This is a genomic window from Flavobacterium sp., from assembly GCF_040402835.1.
In the GTDB taxonomy this organism is placed as follows: domain Bacteria; phylum Bacteroidota; class Bacteroidia; order Flavobacteriales; family Flavobacteriaceae; genus Flavobacterium.
The window spans coordinates 66,812-91,097 of record NZ_JBBALW010000005.1 but is presented as its reverse complement, the minus strand read 5'-3'; the positions used below and the strand labels follow the sequence as shown (position 1 = coordinate 91,097).

Annotated in this window: 18 protein-coding genes and 1 tRNA gene; 9 read left to right on the top strand and 10 right to left on the bottom strand. The window is 32.5% G+C overall.

What is annotated here, in order from left to right; translation table 11 throughout:
- Window positions 1-46: 46 nt before the first annotated feature.
- The 3 genes from AC9UEH_RS03105 (at window position 47) to AC9UEH_RS03095 (ending at window position 6,294) form a co-directional block, all read left to right on the top strand.
- The gene (locus AC9UEH_RS03105; RefSeq protein WP_509528265.1) at window positions 47-775 is read left to right on the top strand and encodes an LOG family protein; all 729 of its coding nucleotides are present in this window, start codon (window positions 47-49) and stop codon (window positions 773-775) included.
- 178 nt (window positions 776-953) lie between these two features.
- On the top strand, window positions 954-3,701 hold the full coding sequence (locus tag AC9UEH_RS03100) for a gluzincin family metallopeptidase (RefSeq protein WP_509528286.1): 2,748 nt from the start codon (window positions 954-956) through the stop codon (window positions 3,699-3,701).
- A gap of 187 nt (window positions 3,702-3,888) precedes the next feature.
- Window positions 3,889-6,294, top strand: coding sequence for an alpha-ketoacid dehydrogenase subunit alpha/beta (locus AC9UEH_RS03095; RefSeq protein ID WP_509528263.1), 2,406 nt, complete (start codon window positions 3,889-3,891; stop codon window positions 6,292-6,294).
- Between the two features lie 4 nt (window positions 6,295-6,298).
- Here AC9UEH_RS03095 and AC9UEH_RS03090 read toward each other — a convergent pair whose 3' ends face one another.
- The 8 genes from AC9UEH_RS03090 to AC9UEH_RS03055 form a co-directional block, all read right to left on the bottom strand.
- On the bottom strand, window positions 6,299-7,834 hold the full coding sequence (locus AC9UEH_RS03090; RefSeq protein ID WP_509528261.1) for a YifB family Mg chelatase-like AAA ATPase: 1,536 nt from the start codon (window positions 7,832-7,834) through the stop codon (window positions 6,299-6,301).
- Between the two features lie 124 nt (window positions 7,835-7,958).
- Complete coding sequence (locus tag AC9UEH_RS03085; RefSeq protein WP_509528260.1) at window positions 7,959-9,968, bottom strand: protein-disulfide reductase DsbD family protein; 2,010 nt, start codon at window positions 9,966-9,968, stop codon at window positions 7,959-7,961.
- Entirely contained in the window at window positions 9,968-11,278 is a 1,311-nt protein-coding gene (gene tilS / locus AC9UEH_RS03080) for a tRNA lysidine(34) synthetase TilS (protein WP_509528258.1), read from the bottom strand. The genes AC9UEH_RS03085 and tilS overlap by 1 nt, the downstream gene beginning before the upstream one ends.
- A gap of 46 nt (window positions 11,279-11,324) precedes the next feature.
- Window positions 11,325-12,614 carry an anthranilate synthase component I family protein gene (locus AC9UEH_RS03075; protein ID WP_509528256.1) on the bottom strand — a complete coding sequence of 430 codons (1,290 nt, stop codon included), beginning with the start codon at window positions 12,612-12,614 and terminating at the stop codon, window positions 11,325-11,327.
- A 114-nt stretch (window positions 12,615-12,728) separates the two neighbouring features.
- Window positions 12,729-12,802: transfer RNA gene (locus tag AC9UEH_RS03070), tRNA-His, on the bottom strand.
- A 62-nt stretch (window positions 12,803-12,864) separates the two neighbouring features.
- Window positions 12,865-13,581, bottom strand: a complete 717-nt coding sequence (bshB1, locus tag AC9UEH_RS03065; RefSeq protein ID WP_509528255.1) for a bacillithiol biosynthesis deacetylase BshB1 — start codon at window positions 13,579-13,581, stop codon at window positions 12,865-12,867.
- Entirely contained in the window at window positions 13,578-14,642 is a 1,065-nt protein-coding gene (locus AC9UEH_RS03060) for an isochorismate synthase (RefSeq protein WP_509528253.1), read from the bottom strand. Before AC9UEH_RS03060 ends, bshB1 begins: the two co-directional genes overlap by 4 nt.
- Window positions 14,643-14,679: 37 nt before the next feature.
- Window positions 14,680-15,108 (bottom strand): PaaI family thioesterase, encoded by a 429-nt coding sequence (locus tag AC9UEH_RS03055; RefSeq protein ID WP_509528252.1) that lies wholly within the window; start codon window positions 15,106-15,108, stop codon window positions 14,680-14,682.
- 178 nt (window positions 15,109-15,286) lie between these two features.
- On the opposite strand from AC9UEH_RS03055, the gene AC9UEH_RS03050 reads away from it, so the two are divergent.
- Entirely contained in the window at window positions 15,287-16,840 is a 1,554-nt protein-coding gene (locus tag AC9UEH_RS03050; RefSeq protein WP_509528251.1) for a hypothetical protein, read from the top strand.
- Between the two features lie 13 nt (window positions 16,841-16,853).
- On the opposite strand, the gene AC9UEH_RS03045 is transcribed toward AC9UEH_RS03050, so the two are convergent.
- Window positions 16,854-17,435, bottom strand: a complete 582-nt coding sequence (locus AC9UEH_RS03045) for a methyltransferase domain-containing protein (protein ID WP_509528250.1) — start codon at window positions 17,433-17,435, stop codon at window positions 16,854-16,856.
- Complete coding sequence (locus AC9UEH_RS03040) at window positions 17,422-17,808, bottom strand: RNA-binding S4 domain-containing protein (RefSeq protein WP_509528249.1); 387 nt, start codon at window positions 17,806-17,808, stop codon at window positions 17,422-17,424. The genes AC9UEH_RS03045 and AC9UEH_RS03040 overlap by 14 nt, the downstream gene beginning before the upstream one ends.
- 80 nt (window positions 17,809-17,888) lie before the next feature.
- On the opposite strand from AC9UEH_RS03040, the gene bamM reads away from it, so the two are divergent.
- The 5 genes from bamM to AC9UEH_RS03015 all read left to right on the top strand — a co-directional run bounded on the left by bamM (window position 17,889) and on the right by AC9UEH_RS03015 (window position 24,283).
- Window positions 17,889-18,932 carry a BamM family beta-barrel-assembly machinery protein gene (gene bamM / locus AC9UEH_RS03035; protein WP_509528247.1) on the top strand — a complete coding sequence of 348 codons (1,044 nt, stop codon included), beginning with the start codon at window positions 17,889-17,891 and terminating at the stop codon, window positions 18,930-18,932.
- A gap of 331 nt (window positions 18,933-19,263) precedes the next feature.
- Window positions 19,264-21,393, top strand: coding sequence for a T9SS type A sorting domain-containing protein (locus tag AC9UEH_RS03030; RefSeq protein WP_509528245.1), 2,130 nt, complete (start codon window positions 19,264-19,266; stop codon window positions 21,391-21,393).
- Between the two features lie 98 nt (window positions 21,394-21,491).
- The gene (locus tag AC9UEH_RS03025; protein ID WP_509528243.1) at window positions 21,492-22,388 is read left to right on the top strand and encodes an alpha/beta hydrolase fold domain-containing protein; all 897 of its coding nucleotides are present in this window, start codon (window positions 21,492-21,494) and stop codon (window positions 22,386-22,388) included.
- A 7-nt stretch (window positions 22,389-22,395) separates the two neighbouring features.
- On the top strand, window positions 22,396-23,184 hold the full coding sequence (locus AC9UEH_RS03020) for a heparin lyase I family protein (protein WP_509528241.1): 789 nt from the start codon (window positions 22,396-22,398) through the stop codon (window positions 23,182-23,184).
- A gap of 22 nt (window positions 23,185-23,206) precedes the next feature.
- Entirely contained in the window at window positions 23,207-24,283 is a 1,077-nt protein-coding gene (locus AC9UEH_RS03015; RefSeq protein WP_509528239.1) for a T9SS type A sorting domain-containing protein, read from the top strand.
- The last annotated feature ends 3 nt before the right edge of the window (window positions 24,284-24,286 follow it).

Here is a 24,286-nt window from a genome sequence, read left to right as displayed (position 1 = left end):
AAACGAACAGCGGGATAAACCTCCAAAAAAAATAAAAAAAATACTTATGAAATTAGAAGATTTTGACAATGATGAGGACAAAGTGATTCAGGATAAGTTGAAACAAAAGACTTGGAATGAGGTGCGAGCGAACGATTCTTGGGCCATTTTCAAGATTATGGCGGAGTTTGTGAACGGTTATGAAAGTATGAGTCGGATTGGTCCATGCGTGACTATTTTTGGTTCGGCGAGAACGAAAACTGACGATCCATTTTATTTATTGGCAGAGAAAATAGCCTATAAAATTGGAAAAGCGGGTTATGGAGTTATCACTGGTGGCGGTCCTGGAATTATGGAAGCGGGCAATAAAGGCGCGAGTTTAGGCGGTGGAGCATCTGTGGGATTGAATATCGATTTGCCATTTGAGCAACATTACAATCCATATATCGACCGAGATAAAAACTTGAATTTCGATTATTTCTTTGTTAGAAAAGTGATGTTTGTGAAATATTCTCAAGGATTTGTAATTATGCCAGGTGGATTTGGAACTTTAGACGAAATGTTTGAGGCGATAACTTTAATTCAGACAAAAAAAATAGGGAAATTCCCAATAATATTGGTCGGTAGAACTTTTTGGTCGGGCTTGATGGAGTGGATAAAAACGGTTTTGATTGAACAATATAAAAATGTGAGTGCCGAGGATTTGAAGTTAATTAAAATCGTAGATACTGAAGATGAAGTCATTGAGGTGTTGGATACCTTCTACAAAAAATACAATTTATCACCTAATTTTTAAATGTAAAGCTGTCTCAAAAACAGCTTTATTTTTTGGGGATAATTGGTAAATTAATGTGTCAAAATTTGTAAATTGTTTTTTTATAAAAAAATTGAATTTGAAATCCTATTTTAAAATATTTACTTCCCTTTTGGTGTTATTTGTTTCGGCAAAAAGCTTTGCGCAACACCATTCTCAAATTAATATGGAAGTGAATATGGCGACGAAAACGCTAAATATTCAACAAGAACTCACTTTTTTAAATCAATCTGAAGACACGCTAAAAGCGATTGTTTTGAACGATTGGATTCACGCCTATTCTTCAAGAAATACGGCATTGGCTGAACGATTTTCCGACGAATTTTATAGAGACTTTCATTTGGCAAATGAAAAAGAACATGGAAGCACCAACAATTTAACGATTATTGATAATTCAAATTTATTTTTATCGTGGAAAAGACCTGAAGCTAATTCCGATTTTATAGCTGTAGAATTGAGGACTAAATTGGGACCGAATGAAAAAATCGTTTTGCATCTTACGTATTCGGTAAAAATTCCGAGTGATAAATTCACGAAATATGGTTATTCTGAAGATGGCGGAATGAACTTGAAAAACTGGTTTTTAACTCCTGCCAGATTTGAAAATCACGGTTTTGTTCAATATGACAATAATAATTTAGATGATATTGCGAATGCTGTTTCAGATTTTGATATTGATTTAAAAATTTCGAAAAATGTATTTGCAACAACAGATTTGAATAGCAGAAAAGTTGATGGTAATATGCTTTTTACAAATTATATATTAGATGGGAAAAACAGAACCGATTTCAGTCTTTACATAGAACCAAAAATTAGTTTTTATAACTATAAAAATAGCATTGTAAACGTCGCTATTAATTTAAAAGAAACAAAGATTAATACCATTCAAGAAGCTGTGGTTGTTGATAAAGTGATGACATTTGTTGATGAATTAATTGGTCATTATCCATTTGAAAAAATCACTGTTTCGCAAGCTGATTATGAACGAAATCCGTTTTACGGGCTCAATCAATTGCCTTCGTTTTTGAGTCCATTTCCTGATGAATTTATATTTGAAATTAAGTTTTTAAAGACCTATTTGAATAACTATTTAAAAAATAGTTTGCATTTTAATCCGAGAAAAGACAATTGGATTTATGATGGAATTCAGGTGTACGCAATGATGAAATATATTGATGAAAATCATCCAGATATGAAAATGTTAGGAACTTTGTCAACCTATAAATTGTTAAAAGGTTTCAATTTGACAAATGTCAATTTTAATGAGCAATACAGCTATTTTTATATGCTAATGGCTCGAAAGAATTTAGATCAACCGCTTGGTAATCCTAAAAATACTTTGATTAAATTTAACGAACAAATAGCAAGTAAATACAGAGCTGGATTGAGTTTTCGCTACTTGGACGATTATTTAGGAGACGAAACAATTCCTGCAAGTATTCATCAATTTTATGACGCTTACAAAAGCAAACAAGTTCAAAGATTGGATTTTGAAACTATTATAAAAGCGAATTCAAAGAAAGAAATTGATTGGTTTTTCAAAACAATTATCGACTCTAGGGACATTATAGATTATAAGTTTTCCAGGGTGTCAAAAACAAAAGACAGCATTACTTTTTCCATAAATAACAGAACAGGAGTTATGGTGCCAATCCCTGTTTATGGGATAAAAAGTGACGAAATTGTATTTAAGAAATGGATTGATTATAAAAATAAAGATAGCATTTTTACGATTGACCGAAAAAATGCAGATAAGATTATTTTGAATTATAAAAATGAAGTTCCTGAATATAATTTGAGAAATAATTGGAAATCGTTGAAAGGGTTTTATCCAAACAATAAACCGCTAAAATTTACTTTTATGAAAGATTTAGAAGATTCTTATTATAATCAAATTTTATATGTTCCAACCTTGACATACAATTTATATGACGGATTATCACCTGGATTAAGGCTTCATAATAAGACAATATTAGACAAACCCTTTACATTCGATTTAAATCCAGCCTATTCAACCACTTCAAAATCTTTGTCTGGCGCTGCTTCTTTTGATATAAATAAAAATTATAGAGATGGTAATTTATACAATGTTAGATATTCAATGTCAGGGGATTATTTTCATTATGCGCCAGATGCAACCTATCAAAAATTAAACCAATCGGTTCAATTTAGATTTAGAGAAAGTGATTTTAGAGACAATAGAAAACAATTGATTTTAATTCGTCAAGTATCAGTAAATAGAGAAAAAAGTGGTTTTATTATTGATAATACTACAGAAAACTATTCTGTTTTTAATGTCAAATATAGTAATACTAAAACAGAAGTAGTCAATCATTTTAATCTAGTTACCGATTTTCAGATAGCTTCAAAATTTGGAAAATTAGCAGGGCAACTTCAGTATAGAAAGTTATTTGATGACAATCGAGAATTCAGTTTGCGTTTGTTTGCAGGAAGTTTTTTATACAATACTACAAATTCCAATTTCTTTAGTTTTGCTTTGGATAGACCAACAGACTATTTATTTGATTATAATTATTATGGAAGGTCTGAAAGCACTGGTTTTTTTAGTCAACAATTCATACTAGCAGACGGTGGATTCAAATCAAAATTGGATACACCATTTGCAAATCAATGGATGACGACCATAAATGCAGGTTATACTATTTGGAATTGGGTTGAAATATACAGCGATTTTGGATTGTTAAAAAATAAATTTCAAAATCCTCAATTCATGTATGATGGTGGTCTTCGTTTAAATTTGGTTACCAATTATTTTGAATTTTATTTTCCTGTGTATTCAAATAATGGTTGGGAAGTTTCACAATACAAATACAATGAAAAAATTAGATTTGTTATTACATTTGACCCAAAATTATTGATTAATCTTTTCACAAGAAAATGGTTCTAACCAATGCTAATGTCTTAAATTCATTATTAAATATTTAATAAAAATGTGTTTTTAATAACAATAAAATAAAATATACTCCTATATCAGAACTATTATTATTGATAATTTAATTATATTTTATTCAAACTATTATGTAAATACATAGATTTTATATATTTTTGTTAAAATTTACAGCAAAGAAAAAATTATGAAACATACAGAAACTGTAGCGTTGACTTTTGAAGATTTTAAAATCGAGGTGTTAAACGATTATAAGATTGCATGTATTAGTCGGGAATGCAGTTTGTTAGGAAGACGTGAAGTGCTAACTGGAAAGGCCAAGTTTGGTATTTTTGGTGACGGAAAAGAAGTACCACAATTGGCGATGGCAAAGGCATTTAAAAAAGGAGATTTCAGATCTGGATATTATCGAGATCAAACTTTTATGATGGCAATTGGACATTTGACAATTCAGCAATTTTTTGCAGGTTTGTATGGTCATACTGACATTGAACACGATCCGATGAGTGCAGGACGTCAAATGGGCGGGCACTTTGCTACACATTCACTTGATGAAAATGGAAATTGGAATGATTTAACGCAAATAAAAAATTCAAGTGCCGATATTTCACCTACTGCTGGTCAAATGCCGAGATTACTTGGATTGGCGCAAGCCTCAAAAATATATAGAAACGTTAAGGGATTAGAAGATAAAACTAAATTTTCTATCAATGGAAATGAAGTTGCTTGGGGAACAATTGGAAATGCTTCAACTTCGGAAGGATTGTTTTTTGAAACTATAAATGCAGCTGGGGTGCTACAAGTTCCTGTAGTTATGAGTGTTTGGGATGATGAATACGGAATTTCGGTTCACGCAAAACACCAAACTACAAAAGAGAATATATCAGAAATATTGAAAGGTTTTCAAAGAGACACTAATAATGAAGGCTATGAAATTTTGACTGTAAAAGGTTGGGATTACCCAAGTTTAACAGACGTTTACCAGAAAGCTGCCAAAATTGCAAGAGAAGAACACGTTCCAGTTTTAATTCATGTTAAAGAATTGACGCAGCCACAAGGACATTCCACTTCGGGTTCTCATGAACGTTATAAAAATGCCGAAAGATTAGCATGGGAAAGTGAATTTGATTGTTTGAAACAAATGAAAAAATGGTTGATTGAAAATGGATTTTCCACAGAAGAAAATCTTGATTCAATAGCAAATCAAGCCAAAAAAGACGTTTTAGAAGGAAAAAAAGCCGCTTGGAATGCATTTGTATCGCCCATAAAAGCAGAACAATTAGAATTAGTAACCTTGTTAAAGGAAATATGCAAATCTTCAAAAAATAGTGCTTTTATAGAGCAATTTGCAAGTGATTTAGCAGCAATAAAAGAGCCACTTCGAAAAGATATTTTATCGACAGCAAGAAAAATTTTAAGGAAAATAGTTGCTGAAAACGATAAAAGTAAATTGGCAAAATGGATTACAGATGTCACTTCAAAAGTTCAACCTAAATTTAGTTCTCATTTATATTCTGAATCGAAAGAAAATGTATTTTCGGTAAAAGAAGTACTTCCTGAATTTGATGAAAATTCAATTGAAGTTGACGCAAGAATGATATTAAGAGATAATTTTGATACTCTTTTTACAAAATTTCCTGAACTTTTGGTTTTTGGTGAGGATGCAGGTAATATTGGAGATGTAAACCAAGGTTTGGAAGGAATGCAAGAGAAATACGGAGCACTTCGAGTTGCAGATGTTGGCATTAGAGAAGCTTCAATTATTGGGCAAGGAATTGGAATGGCGATGCGTGGATTGCGTCCGATTGCAGAAATTCAATATTTAGATTACCTGTTATATGGTATTCAAATTATGAGTGACGACTTGGCTACGCTGCAATACAGAACTGCGGGACGTCAGAAAGCGCCGTTAATAATCAGAACACGTGGTCACCGTTTAGAAGGAATTTGGCACGCTGGTTCCCCAATGGGAATGATAATAAATGCACTTCGTGGGATTCATGTTTTAGTACCCCGAAACATGACAAAAGCAGCTGGTTTTTATAATACTTTACTGTCAACAGACGAACCTGCATTGGTAATAGAATGTTTAAATGGATACCGTTTAAAAGAAAAAATGCCTTTAAATTTAGGTGAATTTAAAACTCCAATTGGGGTTGTGGAAACTATTAAATATGGGAAAGACATCACAGTAGTTTCTTATGGTTCCACATTACGATTAGTGGAACAAGCTGCAAAAGAATTGATGGAAATTGGAATTGATGTTGAAATCATTGATGTTCAGTCTCTTTTACCATTTGATATCAATCATGATATTCTGAAAAGTATCTCTAAAACAAATCGATTATTGGTGGTTGATGAAGATGTTCCTGGTGGTGGTTCGGCTTATATTTTACAACAAATTTTAGAAGTTCAAAAAGGATATTTTCAATTGGATAGCCAACCAAAAACGCTAACTTCTCAAGAACACCGTCCTGCTTATGGAACGGATGGTGATTATTTTTCAAAACCATCTGCTGAAGATATTTATGAAAAAATATATGAAATGATGAGTGAAGATAACTCTTTGAAATATCCAAGTTTGTATTACTAAAATTCTACCCCAACCAACCGTCTCGATCCAAACTTCTGTATTGAATGGCTTCGGCAATATGCGAAGAAACAACAGTTTCTGCGGCTTCTAAATCGGCAATGGTTCGCGCCACCTTAAGGATTCTGTCATAGGCTCGTGCCGAAAGATTCAACCTTTCCATAGCTGTTTTTAATAATTGTTTTGAAACCTCATCAAGCGCACAAAATTCTCTAATTTGCTTGGAACTCATTTGAGCATTGTAATGTACTTTTTCCATTAATTCAAATCTTGCGGTTTGAATTTCACGTGCAGCAGTAACTCTTTTTCGAATATCAACGCTACATTCTGATTTTCTATCGTCCGATAATTTTTCAAAAGGCACGGGTGTAACTTCAATATGAATGTCAATTCTATCTAATAATGGTCCTGAAATCTTACTCAAATACCTTTGCATTTCGTGAGGCGAAGAAGTTTGCGGTGAATCTGGATCATTGAAAAAACCACTCGGACTTGGATTCATACTTGCAACCAACATAAATGAAGACGGATAGGTCACAGTGAATTTCGCTCTGGAAATAGTAACTTCTCTATCTTCCAAGGGTTGACGCATTACTTCCAAAACATCACGTTTGAATTCTGGTAATTCATCTAAAAATAAAACCCCATTGTGTGCCATAGAAATTTCACCGGGTTGAGGATAACTTCCGCCACCGACTAGTGCCACGTTTGAGATCGTGTGATGCGGACTTCTAAAAGGGCGTTGGTTCATCAAACCTACTTCTTTCAATTTGCCTGCTACACTATGAATTTTTGTGGTTTCAAGTGCTTCTCGTAAAGTCATTGGAGGTAAAATACTTGGTAATCGCTTGGCAAGCATTGTTTTTCCTGCTCCTGGAGGTCCAATTAAAATTATATTATGTCCACCAGCAGCCGCAATTTCCATGCATCTTTTGATACTTTCTTGACCGCGAACATCGCTAAAATCGAATTCTGGAAAATCTAATGTTTTATTGAATTCGGCTCGTGTATCTATAATTGTAGGTTGCAATGTTCCTTTTCCTTCCAAGAAATCTATAACTTCTTGCAGGTTTTCGACACCATAAACATCTAAACCGCTAACAATTGCAGCTTCTTTTACGTTTTGAATTGGAAGAAAAAAACCTTTAAATCCTTCTTCTTTTGCTTTTATGGCAATGGGTAAAGCGCCTCGAATGGGTTGCAAACCGCCATCAAGTGACAATTCGCCCATAATAATATATTTATCGGATTCGGTAGTTTGAATTTGTGACGAAGCAACTAGTATTCCAATTGCCAAAGTCAAATCATAGGCAGAACCTTCTTTTCGCAAATCGGCAGGAGCCATATTTATTGTAATTTTTTTGCCAGGCATGGCATAACCATTATTTTTCAAAGCAGCGGCAATTCGGTAACTGCTTTCTTTGATGGCATTATCGGGCAACCCAACAAGGTGGTAACCTATTCCTTTGTCAATGTTGACTTCTACAGTTATAGTTGTGGCTTCAACTCCAAAAACGGCACTTCCAAATACTTTTACTAACATGGCGAATACTTTATATTTGTCTAAAGTACTACTATTTTAATTAGAATATTAATTTTTAGTGATAATTAATAAAAACATGATGTTTTTAAAATAAAAATCCTAACCTATAAAGATGAAATTACTATTATTTTTTAAAATTTGAAACTCCTGATTTCAACCAGTCTTTATAGACTTTTACATCGGGCGTATAACTAATTGTTGGGGTTGTTGCATTCAAATTATTCCCTTCCAAATCGGTAATTACATACAATGGTTGTGTGTTTGTTTTATATTTAGAAATCATTAAATCAGTCCATTTATCGCCAACAGTAATAATCTCAGAACCATTTTTAGAAATAAATTGGTTTTTTTTTGGTAAATCTATATCTTCGTCTACATATAAAGAAATAAGTACAACTTCATTTTTTAAAATTGGTAAAATTGCATTATCTCCCCAAATATTGTTTTCCATTTTCCTACAATTCACACACGCACGACCCGTAAAATCAAGCATAATAGGTTTATTTACCGATTTCGCATACGCTAATCCCTTTTCGTAATCTTCAAAAACAACAATTCCGTGAGGTCCAAATTTTGCCCCTCCTGGCAAAGCTTCTTTAGATACGGAAGCTGAATTTTGACCTATTCCAAACGGACTTTCACTGTACTCTATTGGAGGAAGATAACCGCTAGTTAATTTTAATGGTGCGCCCCAAAGTCCCGGAATTAAATACATTGTAAATGTCAAAACCAATAATCCCAATGATAATCTACCCACAGAAATGTGCGTCAACGGGCTATCGTGTGGCAAGGTGATTTTTCCAAATAAATAAAGTGCCAAAGTTCCGAAAATGGCTATCCAAATGGCAAGGAAAACTTCGCGTTCCAATAAATGCAATTGCAAAACTAAATCGGCATTTGATAAAAATTTAAAGGCTAAAGCCAATTCTAAAAAGCCCAAAACTACTTTAACAGTATTCAACCAGCCGCCTGATTTTGGTAAGGAATTTAACCAACCAGGAAACATTGCAAACAACATAAATGGTAAAGCCAAAGCCAATGAAAAGGCGAACATTCCAATAATTGGGGCAATACCGCCTTTAGACGCTGCATCAACTAATAAGGTTCCAACAATTGGTCCTGTGCAAGAAAAAGAAACAATAGCTAATGCCAATGCCATAAATAAAATCCCTACAACTCCTCCTCTATCCGCTTGTTGATCGACTTTATTTGCCCAAGAATTAGGCAACATTATTTCAAAAGCTCCCAAAAAGGATGCTGCAAAAAACACCAATAATCCGAAGAAAATAATATTAAACCAGACATTTGTGGACAACGCATTCAACGCATCGGCACCAAAAATCCAAGTGACTAAAAATCCTAAAACGACATAAATTAGGATTATTGAAATACCATATAAAATTGCGTTTCTAATTCCTTGTGCTTTGGTTTTGCTTTGTTTTGTAAAAAAACTCACCGTCATCGGAATCATCGGAAAAACACAAGGCGTTAAAAGTGCTGCAAAACCTGAGAAAAAAGCAATTATAAAAATAGTAAACAAACCTTTTTTAGGTTCTTCAATTGGTTTTTGAGGAACAGATTCTTGTGTTTCAACTTCTGTTTTAATGGTTTCGGATGTCACTTTATTGGATGTAGAATCAACTAAAACCATGTCTTTTTTTACAGGAAGTATCGCATTTGAAGCTATAACAGGAATTTCAAATTGAAAGTCTTTGTTTAAATTTATACAAACTTCTTTACAAGCCTGATAATCAATTTTTAGTTTAATACTTCTTGTTTTAGAATTTACAATTTTTACTTTTTGAGTAAGAACCACTTTCTTTTCAAAGAAAATTTCATCTACTTCAAAAATGGAATTGTATTCTTTTCTGGTTTTGCTTTCTTTCGTTTTTCCAACCAATTCATAATTTCCTGCGCTTTCCGCAAATTTTAATTCTAATGAAATTGGTCCTCCGTCTGGTGTAAATTGGGAATATAAATGCCAACCTTTGTCAATAGTACCTTCAAGAACTAAATTAAATTCGGTTTCAGAAATTTTTTCGATTTTAGATTTCCATTTTACAGGATCTAAAATTTGTGCAATTCCATTGGTGTAAACCAAAAAAGTAAAAAGTAAAAAAAGTAATTTTTTCATTATAATAGGGCTATTTGTAAACTATTTATTGTTGTATTTTCAATTTTAAATCGCTCGTCTTGTCGGATTCCAACAACCCAAACAATTTCATTATCTGAATATAAAATCCAAGTGTTTTCCTTTTGCAAAAGTGATAATTTCTCATCTTTAAAAAGTTTGCTTACTTTTTTCGATTTTCCATTCATTCCAAAAGGCTGAAAAACGGCACCTTTTTCAAATCTTTTCAAAACCAAAGGATATTTCAATTTATCACCGTCCACAAATATAATGGAATTATCAGTATTTGGGTTGTAATCTTTGTTACAAAACGAAAGTTTTATAGGAAAATTAACTTCTTTTTGATTTTCATCAATGCAATATACTTTTGTTGCATCGGTTTCATTCATTGGACTTAAAATCAAAAAATGGCGGTCTTTTAAAAGTCTAAATTCACCAGAAAAAACCTGTTTTCCTGATTGTGAAGTTACCAAATCATAAATATCATCCCAAGCAGAAAAACCAAATTCTTTCAACCATTGGTACAAATAGGATTTATAATTGGGCAATTTTGTAAGTTTTTGAATGTCAAAATGAATCTTATCTTCAATTTCTGTTGCTACTTGCTGGTAAATCATAATCGTAGCGTCTTCAACCATTGCTTGTGCTTCTTTCAAATATTTTTGAGTGTTTTGAAATGAAGTTAAAAAATTCGGATTCAATTCTTTTAGTATCGGAACCAAATCGTGGCGTATTTTGTTTCGTAAATATTTATCCGAAGCATTACTGCTGTCTTCACGCCACAGAAGGGCATTTGCGGAAGCATAATTTGAAATTTCATCACGGCTAAAAGCCAATAAAGGACGAATTACAGAGTTATTTTGAGTTGGAATTCCAGTAAAACCGTCCAATCCAGAACCTCGAACAAGATGAATTAGAAAGGTTTCAATGTTGTCATCGGAATGATGCGCGGTCAAAATATAATCGTAGTTTTCGGTTTCTAATAATTCATAAAACCAATTGTAACGCAATTCTCGGGCAGCAACTTGAGTGGATAATTTATAATCATTTGCAAATGCTTGCGTGTCAAATTGAGTGATGAAAATTGGAATTTTATTAGTGTCTGCAAAGTCTTGTACGAATTTTTGATCGCCAAAACTTTCCATTCCACGAAGTTGAAAATTGCAATGTGCAATTGCAAATTCATTATCCAAAGCCTGAAATAAATGCGCCATTACCATACTATCCAAACCGCCACTTGTTGCCAAAAGCAATTTTTTACCTTTCAGAAAAGGAAAATTATTGGAAAGATGAGATTTGAATTTTTCAATCATAGTCAAAAATAGTTATTTTAAACAGAGGATTAAAGCAAACTTAAAACTAATTGCAATTCAATACATTAAACATCGCATTGGCTTTCAAAAGACATTCTTCATATTCCTTTTCAGGGACTGAAAGTGAGGTGATTGCACTTCCTACAGAAAAGGAAACGTATTGATTTTCTTGGTTGTAAAGAATACTGCGAATAACCACATTAAAATCGAAATCGCCGTTAGGAGTAAAATATCCTACTGCACCACTATACAAACCTCGTTTTGTCTCTTCCAATTCTTCAATGATTTTCATTGCGGAAATTTTAGGTGCGCCCGTCATACTTCCCATCGGATAAGTTGTTTTAAGAACTTCAATAACAGCATTTTGATTGTCAATAATTGAAGTTATCGTAGAAATCATTTGATGCACTTGCAAAAAGGAATAAATGCCACATAATTCTTCCACTTGCACCGAACCTTTTTGTGCCGTTCGTGACAAATCATTCCGGACCAAATCAGTTATCATAATATTTTCAGAACGTTCTTTTGGATCTAATGCTAAATTTTGCTTAGCAATTTCGTCCTCATTAACATCCGAAAATCTTTCGGAAGTTCCTTTTATAGGTTGAGAAATAATCTTTTCGCCTTCCTTTTTCAAATACCGTTCTGGTGATGCAGAAAGCAAAAACTGTTTGTTATTTTTCAAATAAACTGCAAATGGTGGTTTTGAAATTTCATTCAACCGTTGGAATTTCGTTATTGGATTTATAGCTCCTTCAGCATAAAATTCCATACAAAAATTAGCCTCATAAATATCGCCATTGTTAATGTAATCAAGCATTTTTGAAACTTTTTCCAAATAAAATTCTTTAGAAATACGTTGGTGGATTAGAAGTGGTTCATTGGTTTCAATAGTAGTTTCTGAATATTTTAATACCGCTTGAAAATCATCTTCAACTCCATCATCACACATATTGAGATATTGAATTTCAAGTTGATTTCCTTTCAATAAAAAAAGTTTTTTTGGTTGAAAAAAGAACAAATCGGGATATTCTAAACCATCAAAATTACGCGATTGTAATGCTTCAGTATCATTTTTTAAATCATAAGTCAAATAACCAAAAAGCCAGTCTTTTGTTGTTTGTTGGTATTGTTTTAAATCCTCAAAAGCATTGTGATAATCGGTTGTAATTGATGTAAAAGCATCAACTGCCAACACGCAATCGTAATTGGAATATTTTTGTGGATATTCATTGCTATCCAAGAAAACAACTTCCCGAAATTGCTGTGCCCAAGACAAAAGCTGTTGTTTAAGCAACTTTACATCGGAAATATCTTTATAAATTGATGTTCTCAAATTATTAATTTAGGAATACAAAATTACGTAAATAATATGATTCTTATTTAGAATAATTGTAGCAATAAGAATACAAAAAAAGCTTCGAATTACTTCGAAGCTTTTGCGTTTTTGGGTGGCTGACCGGGTTCGAACCGGCGACCCTCGGCACCACAAACCAATACTCTAACCAGCTGAGCTACAACCACCATTTTTAACGAGTGCAAATATAGGTGAAAAGTTTTATTTTGCAAAGGAAAAAATAAAATAATTAAATCAAACCCCCTAAGCTATTGACTGCTAAATACCTTTCTACGGTAAATCCTTCTGCATATTCCGTTCCTATTAATCGTCCTAATTCTCTAGAACGATTATGAATACTTTCCAAGAAGTTTTTTGTTGCAATTGGAGTTTCTGGTTCTTCGGAATTAGGGTTGTAAAACTGGGAGCTGTAAGCCAAAATTGAAGCTTCCTTTTTATCGATAAATCCAGTAATATCAACAACAAAATCAGGTTCAATATTTTTCCATTGAATATAATGAAACACTAATTTTGGTCGCCAAGCTGTTTGATGAATACCATTAATTGAAGTTTCAATTTTTACTAATCCTGATAAAAAACAAGCGTCAGAAACTAATTTGCTTCCTTTTGCGTGATCAATATGACGGTCGTCAATTGCATTGCACAAAACTATTTCCGGTTTGTATTTTCTAATGATTTCAATGATTCTCAATTGGTGACTTTCATCATTTAGAAAAAAACCATCTCGCATATCCAGATTTTCTCGAATGGAAACCCCAAGAATTTTTGCCGCAGCTTCCGATTCATTATTCCTAATTTCAACTGAACCACGAGTTCCTAATTCGCCGCGTGTCAAATCGATAATTCCAACTTTTTTCCCCAAGGAAATCTCTTTTGCAATAGTTCCCGAACATCCTAATTCTACATCATCTGGATGTGCGCCAAAGGCAAGTATATCTAATTTCATACTATTATATTTTTCATTGTCATTGCTTTATTCGCTGTTTCTTGCCATTCCTTTTGAGGATTGCTATCTTTTGTGATTCCGCAACCTATATACAAATGTGCTTTTATTTTATCCAATTTTGATGTTATTTTCATACATCTTAAATTCACAAATAAATCCGTTTCTGAATTTTTATTTTTGTTTATTTCACCCAAGAAACCAGCATAAAAACTTCTTTTGTATCCTTCATTTTTAATAATAAAATCTTTAGCACTGCTTTTTGGCAAACCACAAACTGCTGGAGTTGGATGCAAAAGTAAAACTAATTGTGTTAATGACGCATTTTCATTTATTATTCCTTTAATATCTGTTTTCAAATGCAGTAAACTTCCAGCTTTTAAAGTATATGGCAATGAAATTTTGACTTCAGAAGTCACATTTTTTATTGTTTCCAATATATAATCCGTGACAAATTGTTGTTCAACCTGTTCTTTATTTCTCCAAATTACGGTCTCATTATTTCGATATAACTGCGTTCCTGCCAAAGCTACAGTATGAAATTCATTCCCATTTGCTTTGAGCAATCGTTCCGGAGTAGCGCCCATCCACAAACCAATTTCAGGATGAAACCAGCAATAAGTAAAGGCTGTGGAATAGGAATTTACTAATTTTTCAAATAATGAAACTAAGTCGAAATTTGGCAAATCAATTACTTCCTCACGTGATAAAACAACTTTATTGAAACTTCCATTTTCTATGGCGTCAATTGCTTTTTGAACTAAATTTTCAAAATTATTTTTAGCTAATTCATCTATAAAAGTATCGAATTTGGCTCTGTTAATTATGGGATTGGGAGTGAATTCAATTTCAATCAATTCCGATTCCCGCTCAGGAATTAGCAATACCTGCTTACCATCAAATGGAGCTATAACAAATCCCTTTTCGGCAAAATCGGTTGTAAAATACAACTGATTGTTCTTTTGAAAAAATCCTGAAATACGATTTATATTGGGTTTGCTATAAATTACAAACGGTAAATTTTGCTGAAATTGTTGTTTTACTTTTATAAAAAAATCAATCATAATTTCATTTGTATGAGTTTAAAACAAATTTAAATTACTATTTGCTTTTTATTTGTAAAACCATATTTGTGAGTTTGCAAAGCGAAATTAATTTCCCTTCTTCATCAGTGATTTTAATTTCCCATAAATGCAAACTACGACCTTTGTGAATGATTTTTGCAGTTCCAAAAACAATTCCTTCTTTTTTGCTTCTCAAATGATTGGCTGAAATTTCAATGCCTCGAATTTCATATTCTTCAGGATTTACAAACAACATTGAAGCCGCACTTCCCACACTTTCTGCTAAAGCTACTGATGCGCCACCGTGCAACAATCCCATTGGTTGATGAATTCTTGGATTGACAGGCATTTTGGCAACTAAAAAATCTTCGCCTGCATCTATAAATTCAATTTCTAATGTTTCCATCAAAGTGTTTTTTGAAAAAGCATTACACATTAAAAGGATTTTCTCTTTATCGAAAGCCATTTTTTTGATGTAAAAATAAGATATTATATGATTAGTTGAAAATTTATTACCATTTTAGTACGCTAATGCAAAATGGCAAACTAAAATCAATACTTTTTCGTTATATATTTACAATTTAAAAGTTAGTGTATTTATAATTATCAAATTAATACCTTATTTTTACAAAAAATCAGTTGCAATGCGAAATACAATTTATGTACTTTTTATCGGAATTTTAATTTCAATGTCATCGTGTAGAAAAGATTTTGTTTTTGAACCAAGCGCTGGAAATTTAGGTTTTTCAAAAGACACAGTTTACTTAGATACCGTTTTTACCAACATAGGATCAAGTACTTACACTTTAAAAGTATATAATAAAAGTAATAATGACATCTTAATTCCTAGAATACAATTAGGAAAAGGAGCGGCATCAAAATACAGAATGACTATTGATGGTAGGCAAGGTCAAAACGGGAAAATATTTAATAATGTAGAACTTTTAGCGAAAGATAGTATGTATGTTTTCATTGAAACTACAGCTGGTATTGCCGATGCAAATCCGACCGATTTTTTATATACCGATCAAATTCAATTTGATTCTGGCAGTAAATTACAAAATGTTGAATTAGTAACTTTGATTCAAGATGCGGTTTTTTTATACCCACAAAAATATGTTGACGCCACAACTGGCGCGGTGAGTTATGAATCTTTAACATTCGGTCAAGACCAAATTTATGGATTTATTCTAGACCATACTGACCACAATGACGAATACCATTGGACAAATGCAAAGCCATACGTTATCTATGGTTATGCGGGAATTCCGAGTGGTGAAACGTTAAATATTGACCCAGGAGCTCGAATACATTTTCATGCTAATTCAGGCATTATTGTTGGAAATGGCGGTTCATTAAAAGTAAACGGGCAAGTTTCTACAACTACCGCTTTAGAAAAAGAAGTCGTTTTTGAAGGCGACCGATTAGAACCTGGTTTTTCTGATGTTCCCGGACAATGGGGTTTGATTTGGATGAGCCAAGGAAGTGTAAACAACCAAATTAATCATCTAACTTTAAAAAATGCAACAGTAGGGATTTTTGTGGGAGATGTTGAAAATGCTACAAATACGACTTTAAAAATAGATAATTCTCAGATCTATAATTGTTCAAATGTTGGAATATTGGCAAGAACTGCAAAAATACAGGGGACGAATTTAGTCATCAATTCTGCAGGTCAAGCCAGTATCGCTTGTACCGAAGGCGGTTCCTATCTTTTCAAACATTGCACTTTCAATAATAACTGGCAAAGTTCCAAACAAGTGGCTGTATTAGTTAATAATTACAAAAAAGTGGGTGAAGTAATAACTACAATAGGATTAAATCAAGCAGAATTTGACAATTGTATTATTTATGGTTTAAATCAAGTTGAAATGCTTTTGGATAAAAAAGACGGTGCCAATTTCAATTATCAATTTAATAATTGTTTGCTCAAATTTAATAACACAGCAAATCAATTTACTAACAATCCTTTGTATTTATTTGATACTGATGTTACTCATTATTCCAATATAATTAGAAATCAAGACCCTAAATTTTTGAATTCAAATCAAAATAAGTTAAATATTAACAGTACTTCCGCAGCGTTTGCAAAGGGAAATCAAGCATATTTAATTTTGACTGACATTTTGGGTATTATAAGGACTTCACCTCCAGATTTAGGCGCTTATAAGAATGCACCGTTTCCAGTTGTTCCATAGTAATTATATTCTTTTATTTAATTTCAAAAATAACAAATAGTTCTTTTTTACTTCTCGATGCAATTGAATTATGTGCAGTTTCTATGGTAATTATGTTAAAATTGTCTTGGAATAAAGTGATATACTCTTCTTTTGAACCTCCAAAAGGCGGTCCTTCAGATGTTAAAGGAAATTGAAATAAAAGCCCTACTATTTTGCCATTAGGATTTAATAAGTCCTTCATTTTCAGAATATAATTTTCCCGTAACTCAGGGTTTAAAGCACAAAAAAATGTTTGTTCAATTATTAAATCATATTTTCCTTCCAACTCAAAAAAATCAGAGTTAATGATTTGATTTTCATCTAAATCTAGAATTCTTTTTTTAATGTTTTCAACAGGAGTTGATGCATAATCAACCACATAGGAGTTTTTATATCCTTTTTCAATTAAATATTCAAACTCGTAACCATTGCCGGCACCTGGAATCAAAATTTTGATATTTTTATCAGTCAATTGGTCGATATATTCCTTAATTGGTGTAGTAATTTTTCCCACATTCCAACCTACTTCTCCATTTTTATAACGTTCTTCCCAGTAATTTTTAGTCAGTTTCATCTTCATTTGTTTCATTTCCAAAATCCTCTAAATCTCTACGGTCTTTTTTTGTAGGACGTCCATCCCCTGTTTTTCGATAATGCTCTTTTGATAATTTCAATAATTCCAAATGTTGAAATGCTTCAATTGGAGTTTCATTTTTTCTGTAAATATCAACCAATTTTGCAGCAACTCTATTTGGAGGAACATCTAAAACTACTATGATTTGTGTGATTTGATCTTTTCTAAACGTGATTCTATCTGTTGGAAATACTTCTTTTGAGGGTTTTGCAACCAATCCATTCACAGTAATATGATTTTTTTTACAGGCTTCTGTAACCATATTTCGGGTTTTATAATAGCGAACGCACCACAAAAATTTATCTACTCTCATATTTTTTTCTAAAATCAAAGTTAAATTGGTTACAAAAATAAATCAATATTGTATCTTGCAGCCTTAAAATTTAATAAATAATGAATAAATATTTCAAAATCGTTTTATTTCTTGTGGTTGGAATAACAATTGTATCCTGTTCAAAAAGTGATCCTATTCCAACAATTACTTTGAGGGATTTTAGTGTTCAAAATACATCTGACATGGATTCTATAAATAAATACATTGATACACATTATTTAACAGTTGATTCAGATTATAATGTAACTATGACTAAAATTCCAGTAGGTGGAACACAACAATCCATTCGTTTGCAACAAACCTATCCTTTGCAATTCAAAATGGTTCAAAATGATATTCAAGCGGTCAATTATAAAGTTTATTATTTAAATTTACGTCAAGGAACTAATCAAAGTACTACCGCTGTAGATTCTGTGTATGTTTCCTACAGAGGAACTTTAGTATCAGATGTACAATTTGATTATTCTCAAACTCCAATTTGGTTTCAATTAGAATCGGTTGTTGCTGGTTGGGGAGAAATTATTCCTTTATTTAAAACTGGAACATACGACACTGCTTTAGGTCCAAATCCAACAACTTTTGCCAACTTTGGTGCTGGGGTGATGTTTATTCCTTCAGGTCTAGGGTATTATAACCAAATTCCTTCCGCTTATTTACCTGCTTATTCCCCGCTTATTTTTAGTTTCAAATTAAAAAGCCAACGCACGAGAGACCATGATAGAGATGGAATTTTATCAAAAGACGAAGTTAGTTTGACTGTAGTTGGTCAAAAACCTAAAGATTACGATAGCGATGGAGATGGAGTGCCAAATTTTTATGATATTGACGATGACGGTGATCACTATATGACTAAAAGTGAAATTAAAAGACCAAATATAATTGTAAACGGAGTTTCAGTAAGTAATGGCTATTACCCTTATAACGGTGCTGATGTTGATGATCCTTCAACTCCGAATATTGACGAAAGACAAGGTATTCCTAGAAAATTTACCGGCCCAATAAACCCATTGACTAATTTACCTACTCCTTTACCCTCTGACTTTACAGATCCTACAAGATTGAGAAGACATTTAGACCCTACGAGTTTTCCTCCTTACCAATAAATAATTTCATAAAACTCAATAAATAATTAATAAAGAAGCCCGGTAAATTAAATTACCGGGCTTCTTTATTAATTATTTTAAATAGATTTTTATTCATTACAATTCTGTACAATTTTACCCATACATTCGTATTTTTATTTTCAATTAGTAGTGTAATTTTGAAATACTAAATTATTAATTAGGAATTATTAAATTCTTGATATTTTAATTATGTGAAATAAAAATTAATGAATATAAAAAATTTATGAAAAAATTATTACTTAATCACAAGTCTATTAAATGTGTATTAATATTGATGTTACTTTGCGCTAACTCAATATCGAGTCAAACAGTGGTTCTAGAAACATTTGGTACAACAGCAGTTCCAATAGCAAATAATTACAGCGGTGCTACTTCTACTCCGTCTGTAAGTTATGTAACTAATGTTGCTGGTTATGCTTCAGTAGATCTCAATAGTACTGATGCTTTTCTAAACTTTATGCCAAATGCAACAACTGGCGCAAATAGAGTAAGTGTAATTGGAGCATTACCTACAGGATCAGGATTGAACGGAGCGCTTCATTCTAATACCAATCTGGTTACATGGAATTTTAACATGAAAGCATCTAGAGCATCTACTAATATTTTTTCATCTTCAACAGGTTATCCGGCTAATAAATATTTTAGTGGTGTTGTTCTTTGCTCTACAACTGGAACTGCACTGTCTAATGGTGCTGGTGCTGGTGCTGGATATGCTGTTACACTACAGAAAAGTGCTAACAATGCTACTTCTGGAAAAGTAAGTATTTATTTGATAAAATTTTCTAACGGAATTGGAGATGTCATAAGTGAAGCTTCTGTTGTTACAAGATTAATTGAATCTCCTGAACTAGCTCAGATTCCAACCTCAATTACAACCTCAAATAATTTGAGTATTAAGGTAACTTATAACCCAACAGTAGATGTCTGGGAATTATTTTACAGAGAAGATCCGATTTTACCAACACCAATAACGTTTGTAGATCCTTCAACAGGTTCGTTCACACTTGGGGGATCTGTAGCGGATGTCCCAACTACTACCCCAATGACTAGCTTCGGTTTTGTAGCTGGATTGATGAGTAGTACTAGTACGGCAAACTCCTACCAATTTGATAACTTTAAAATTAGTTTGAGCACACCACCAGCTTATACCTTACCTCCAACAATTGCAAACAGACAAGTATTTAATTCAACAACAAATCCAACAGTTGGTAGTTTGGTTGCCACAGGAACTAACATAAAATGGTATTCTACTGTTACTGGAGGAACAGCAATTGCTGCAAGTACACCTTTAACTTATGTTACTTATTATGGTTCTCAAACAGTTAACAATGTTGAAAGTACTCGTATTGCAACGCAGGCATTTGTAGGAGATACAAATTTAAAAACTTTACCATTATATGAAAGTTTTGCAAGTTATACTGTTGGCGATAAATTAATTCAAATGAATAACGGAGCTTCAACTGCTGTTCTTGAAAACCCAGGTACAGGTTTAGGCTCTTGGTCAATAAGTCCAAGTACTAATATTACTGACGATGTTTTAATCGTAGCGTCACCAACATGGACAAATACGGTATTGCCTGCTGCTGCTGGAAACGCGATTTCATTCGTTGGTTCTGGTATAGATCCTGAATTAAAATTTACAAATACTACAAGTGGAAATTTATTTTCTTCATTTGTAGTTAACGTAGTGGATGCTCCAGTTGCAATAGTAGCATCTACAACAACAAACACAACTTATTCTGTCCCAACGGGTTTCTATAGTTTTTCTTCTGACAGTATTGATCCCGTAACATCATTAACAGTTACAAATTATGCAGCAGATGTAATGTTCAGAAAAAATATGACTACGGGAAAATATAATTTAGGTTTATCTAAATCGAATAATGGTGACGAATGCGTATGGAGTCCAACAGAATTTGATTTTAATACACAGCACATTATTGTAATTAGTTATGAGAATATTGGAAATGCAGATGCTTTACAACAAGAGGCAAAATTATGGATTGATCAAGCATCAACTACTCAACCTGCTGTAACATTGTCTCAAAATAATCCAACAACTTCTATTACAAGAGATCATTTAGACAGAATAAAAATACTACAAGCTTCTTCAACTACAACCCCTACAATAATTGTTGATGAAATTAGAGTGGCAAACAATTGGGGACAAGCTTTAGGTGGAGCTGCTTTAGGTTTAGTAAGTAATTCGATTTTAAATATTAATATATACCCAAATCCAGTTTATAATGGAAAGTTTAATATTTCAGCAACATCTGATTTAGAGAAAGAAGTAACTATTTTTAATACTTTAGGACAACAAGTACATAAGGTTAAAACAATTACTGAGGCTATTAATGTTTCTAATTTGAACAAAGGAACGTATTTTGTAAAAATTACTGAAGCTGGAATTTCAGCAACAAAAAAATTAATTATTCAATAGTTAATTTCAGTATTGAAATGAAAATGCGGTATTTTTTATTAAAATATCGCATTTTTATTTAAAAATCAAAATCAAAAAATCATATATACCAACGCATAATGAAAAAATCACTGTTACTTTCTATTTTAGTATTTTCTTCCACTTTGTTTGCCACTGCACAGATTAAGGATACAATTATAAAAAAACCTGTTACTATTCCTAAAAATTATGTGGCACAACTTGATGTAGTTTATACAAAAGTTAAAGATTGGGAAGGTAAAACCGATTTATATTTAGCTCTCAATGAATCCAAGCCTACCCCAGTTATCATAAATATTCATGGTGGCGGTTGGAAATCGGGATCTAAAGATACTCAAGGTGGATTTAGCCCCTATTTTAAAGCTGGTTTTGCTGTAGCTAACATGGAATATCGTATGAGTGAACAAGCAAAAGCGCCTGCTGCAATTGAGGATACGAGATGCTTGCTAGTTTATTTGATACAAAATGCTACAAAATTGAATATTGACCCTAATAAAATTATCATCATGGGCGGAAGTGCAGGAGGACATTTAGCGCTAATGGGTGGTTTACTAGCAAATGACCATCGTTTTGATACAAATTGTATGGGTACCGAGAACATTAAAGTAGCTGCAATAATTGATAAATATGGAATTATGGATGTTTGGGATTGGACATATGGCCCTGAACATAAAAGTTCTTCACCAGCTTTTTGGCTGGGTGACAATTTAAAAAATGAGGCTTTTATCAAATCAGTTTCTCCTATTACTTACGTAGCCAAAAATAGCCCTCCAATTTTTATAGTACACGGTGATGCAGATCCTACTGTACCTTACAAACAATCGGTTGAACTATATAAAAAACTGCAAGAATTGGGAGTTAAATCAGATTTATTTACGGTTCCTGGAGGGCATCACGGAAAATTTGACAAGGATAAAAACACAGAAATTAATGAGGCGATTTTTAAATTTATTGCTAATCTAGAACCATTTAAGTAAAAAATTCATGAAATTATATTTTGCCTTTTTAGCGCTATCTATTCCAATTATCTGTAATTCACAAGTGGTATTAAAATCTGATGGCCCTGGAAATACATACGAATTAATCAATAGTGTTTTAGCCCCAGGAAATGAAGCAGTAGAAAATCCTGAATGTATCCATGGTGCTTTTGGGAGACATATTGCCGAAGTTTGGGATGATGATTTGAAAGAAAATGTATTTGAATTTTATTCTCATGTAACGCCTGATAATGACAGATGTGAAAAGCTAGATCGGCAACGTGTTGAAATTAAAACTTATGAGCCATCACCAGATAATCTGAAAGGAACTTTGGGAGAAACCGTTACTTACAATTGGAAATTCAAACTTCCAAAAGGATTTCAACCTTCTAACAGTTTCACTCATTTACATCAAATAAAAGCGGTTGGTGGTTCACAAGATTTACCAATTTTTACGTTAACAGCTCGAAAAGGCAAAGTAAATCAGCTTATTGTAATTCATAATAATGAAACAACTCTCGCTAGTGCTAATCTTTCTGATTTTGAAGGCGTTTGGGTTGAAATTACAGAGAAAATCAAAATTAGTGCCAACGGAACCTACTCTATTTCAATCAAAAAAGTAAAGAATGGTGAGGAATTACTTGCTTTCAAAAGTGATAACATAATGACTATTAGACCTAATAATGAATTTATTAGACCAAAATGGGGGATTTATAGAAGCCTTAAAAAAGCGGAAGATTTAAGAGATGAAGCGGTTCGGTTTAATGAATTTTCAATCAAGGAAGGTGTAAATTAATTGAAATTAAATAAATAAAAAAGTGAAATTATCAGCAATTTTAATTCTTATTACTTTTAATATTTCCTATTCACAAATAACGCTAAATGCTGACGGACCTGGAAATACCTACGAATTAATAACAAGTGTTTTTGCGCCCGGAAATGGCGTGAGTGCAGTTGAAGCACCTGATTTATATCATCCATGGGCAGCAGGAGGTAACAGACACATTGCTGAGGTTTATGATGCTGAATTATTTAGGTATGTATTTGAATTTTATTCACATGCCTTATTAGATAATGAACCCGTTGATCCTACATTAATAGATCGGCAACGAGTTGAAATTAAAACCTATGCGGCTTCACCTGATAATTTAAAAGGAACTATTGGAGAAAATATTATATACAAATGGAGTTTTAAATTACCTCTTGGTTTTCAACCATCATCAAATTTTACTCATATCCATCAAATAAAAGCAGTCGATGGCGATGATAGTAACCCAATCTTTACCCTAACACCAAGGCTTGGAACAACAAACAAATTAGAATTAATTTATGTTGCAAATGCAACTTCTGGGACAAATAAAGTGTGTATCGTTGATTTATTACCCTTTTTGGGAATTTGGGTTGATGCAGAAGAACGAATTAAAGTAGGAAGCAATGGAATTTATTCTATGATTATAAAAAAACATAGTGATGGGACTATTTTAATGTCATACACTAATAATAACATTACTACAATTCGTCCGTATAATTCATTTATTCGACCAAAATGGGGAATATACCGAAGCTTATTAGATGTTGGTAATTTACGTGATGAAGCCGTTCGGTTTTCTGGATTTAGTATTCAAGAAGTTGCTGTTTTAAATGTAAACTCAAACAATTTAGAAGAAAATACTATATCAATACCGAATCCAATAAATGATAATATAGAATTATCAGATGCTATTTTAAAAAAGTACGATAAATTAAAATTATTTGATTTTTCTGGTAAAAAACTACTAGAATTAAATAGTTTAAACAATAAGATTGAAGTTTCAAATTTAAAATCTGGGCTGTATATTATCCAATTTTACTATGATGGTAACAAATCTAAACTAATTAAATTAATAAAAAAATAGCTT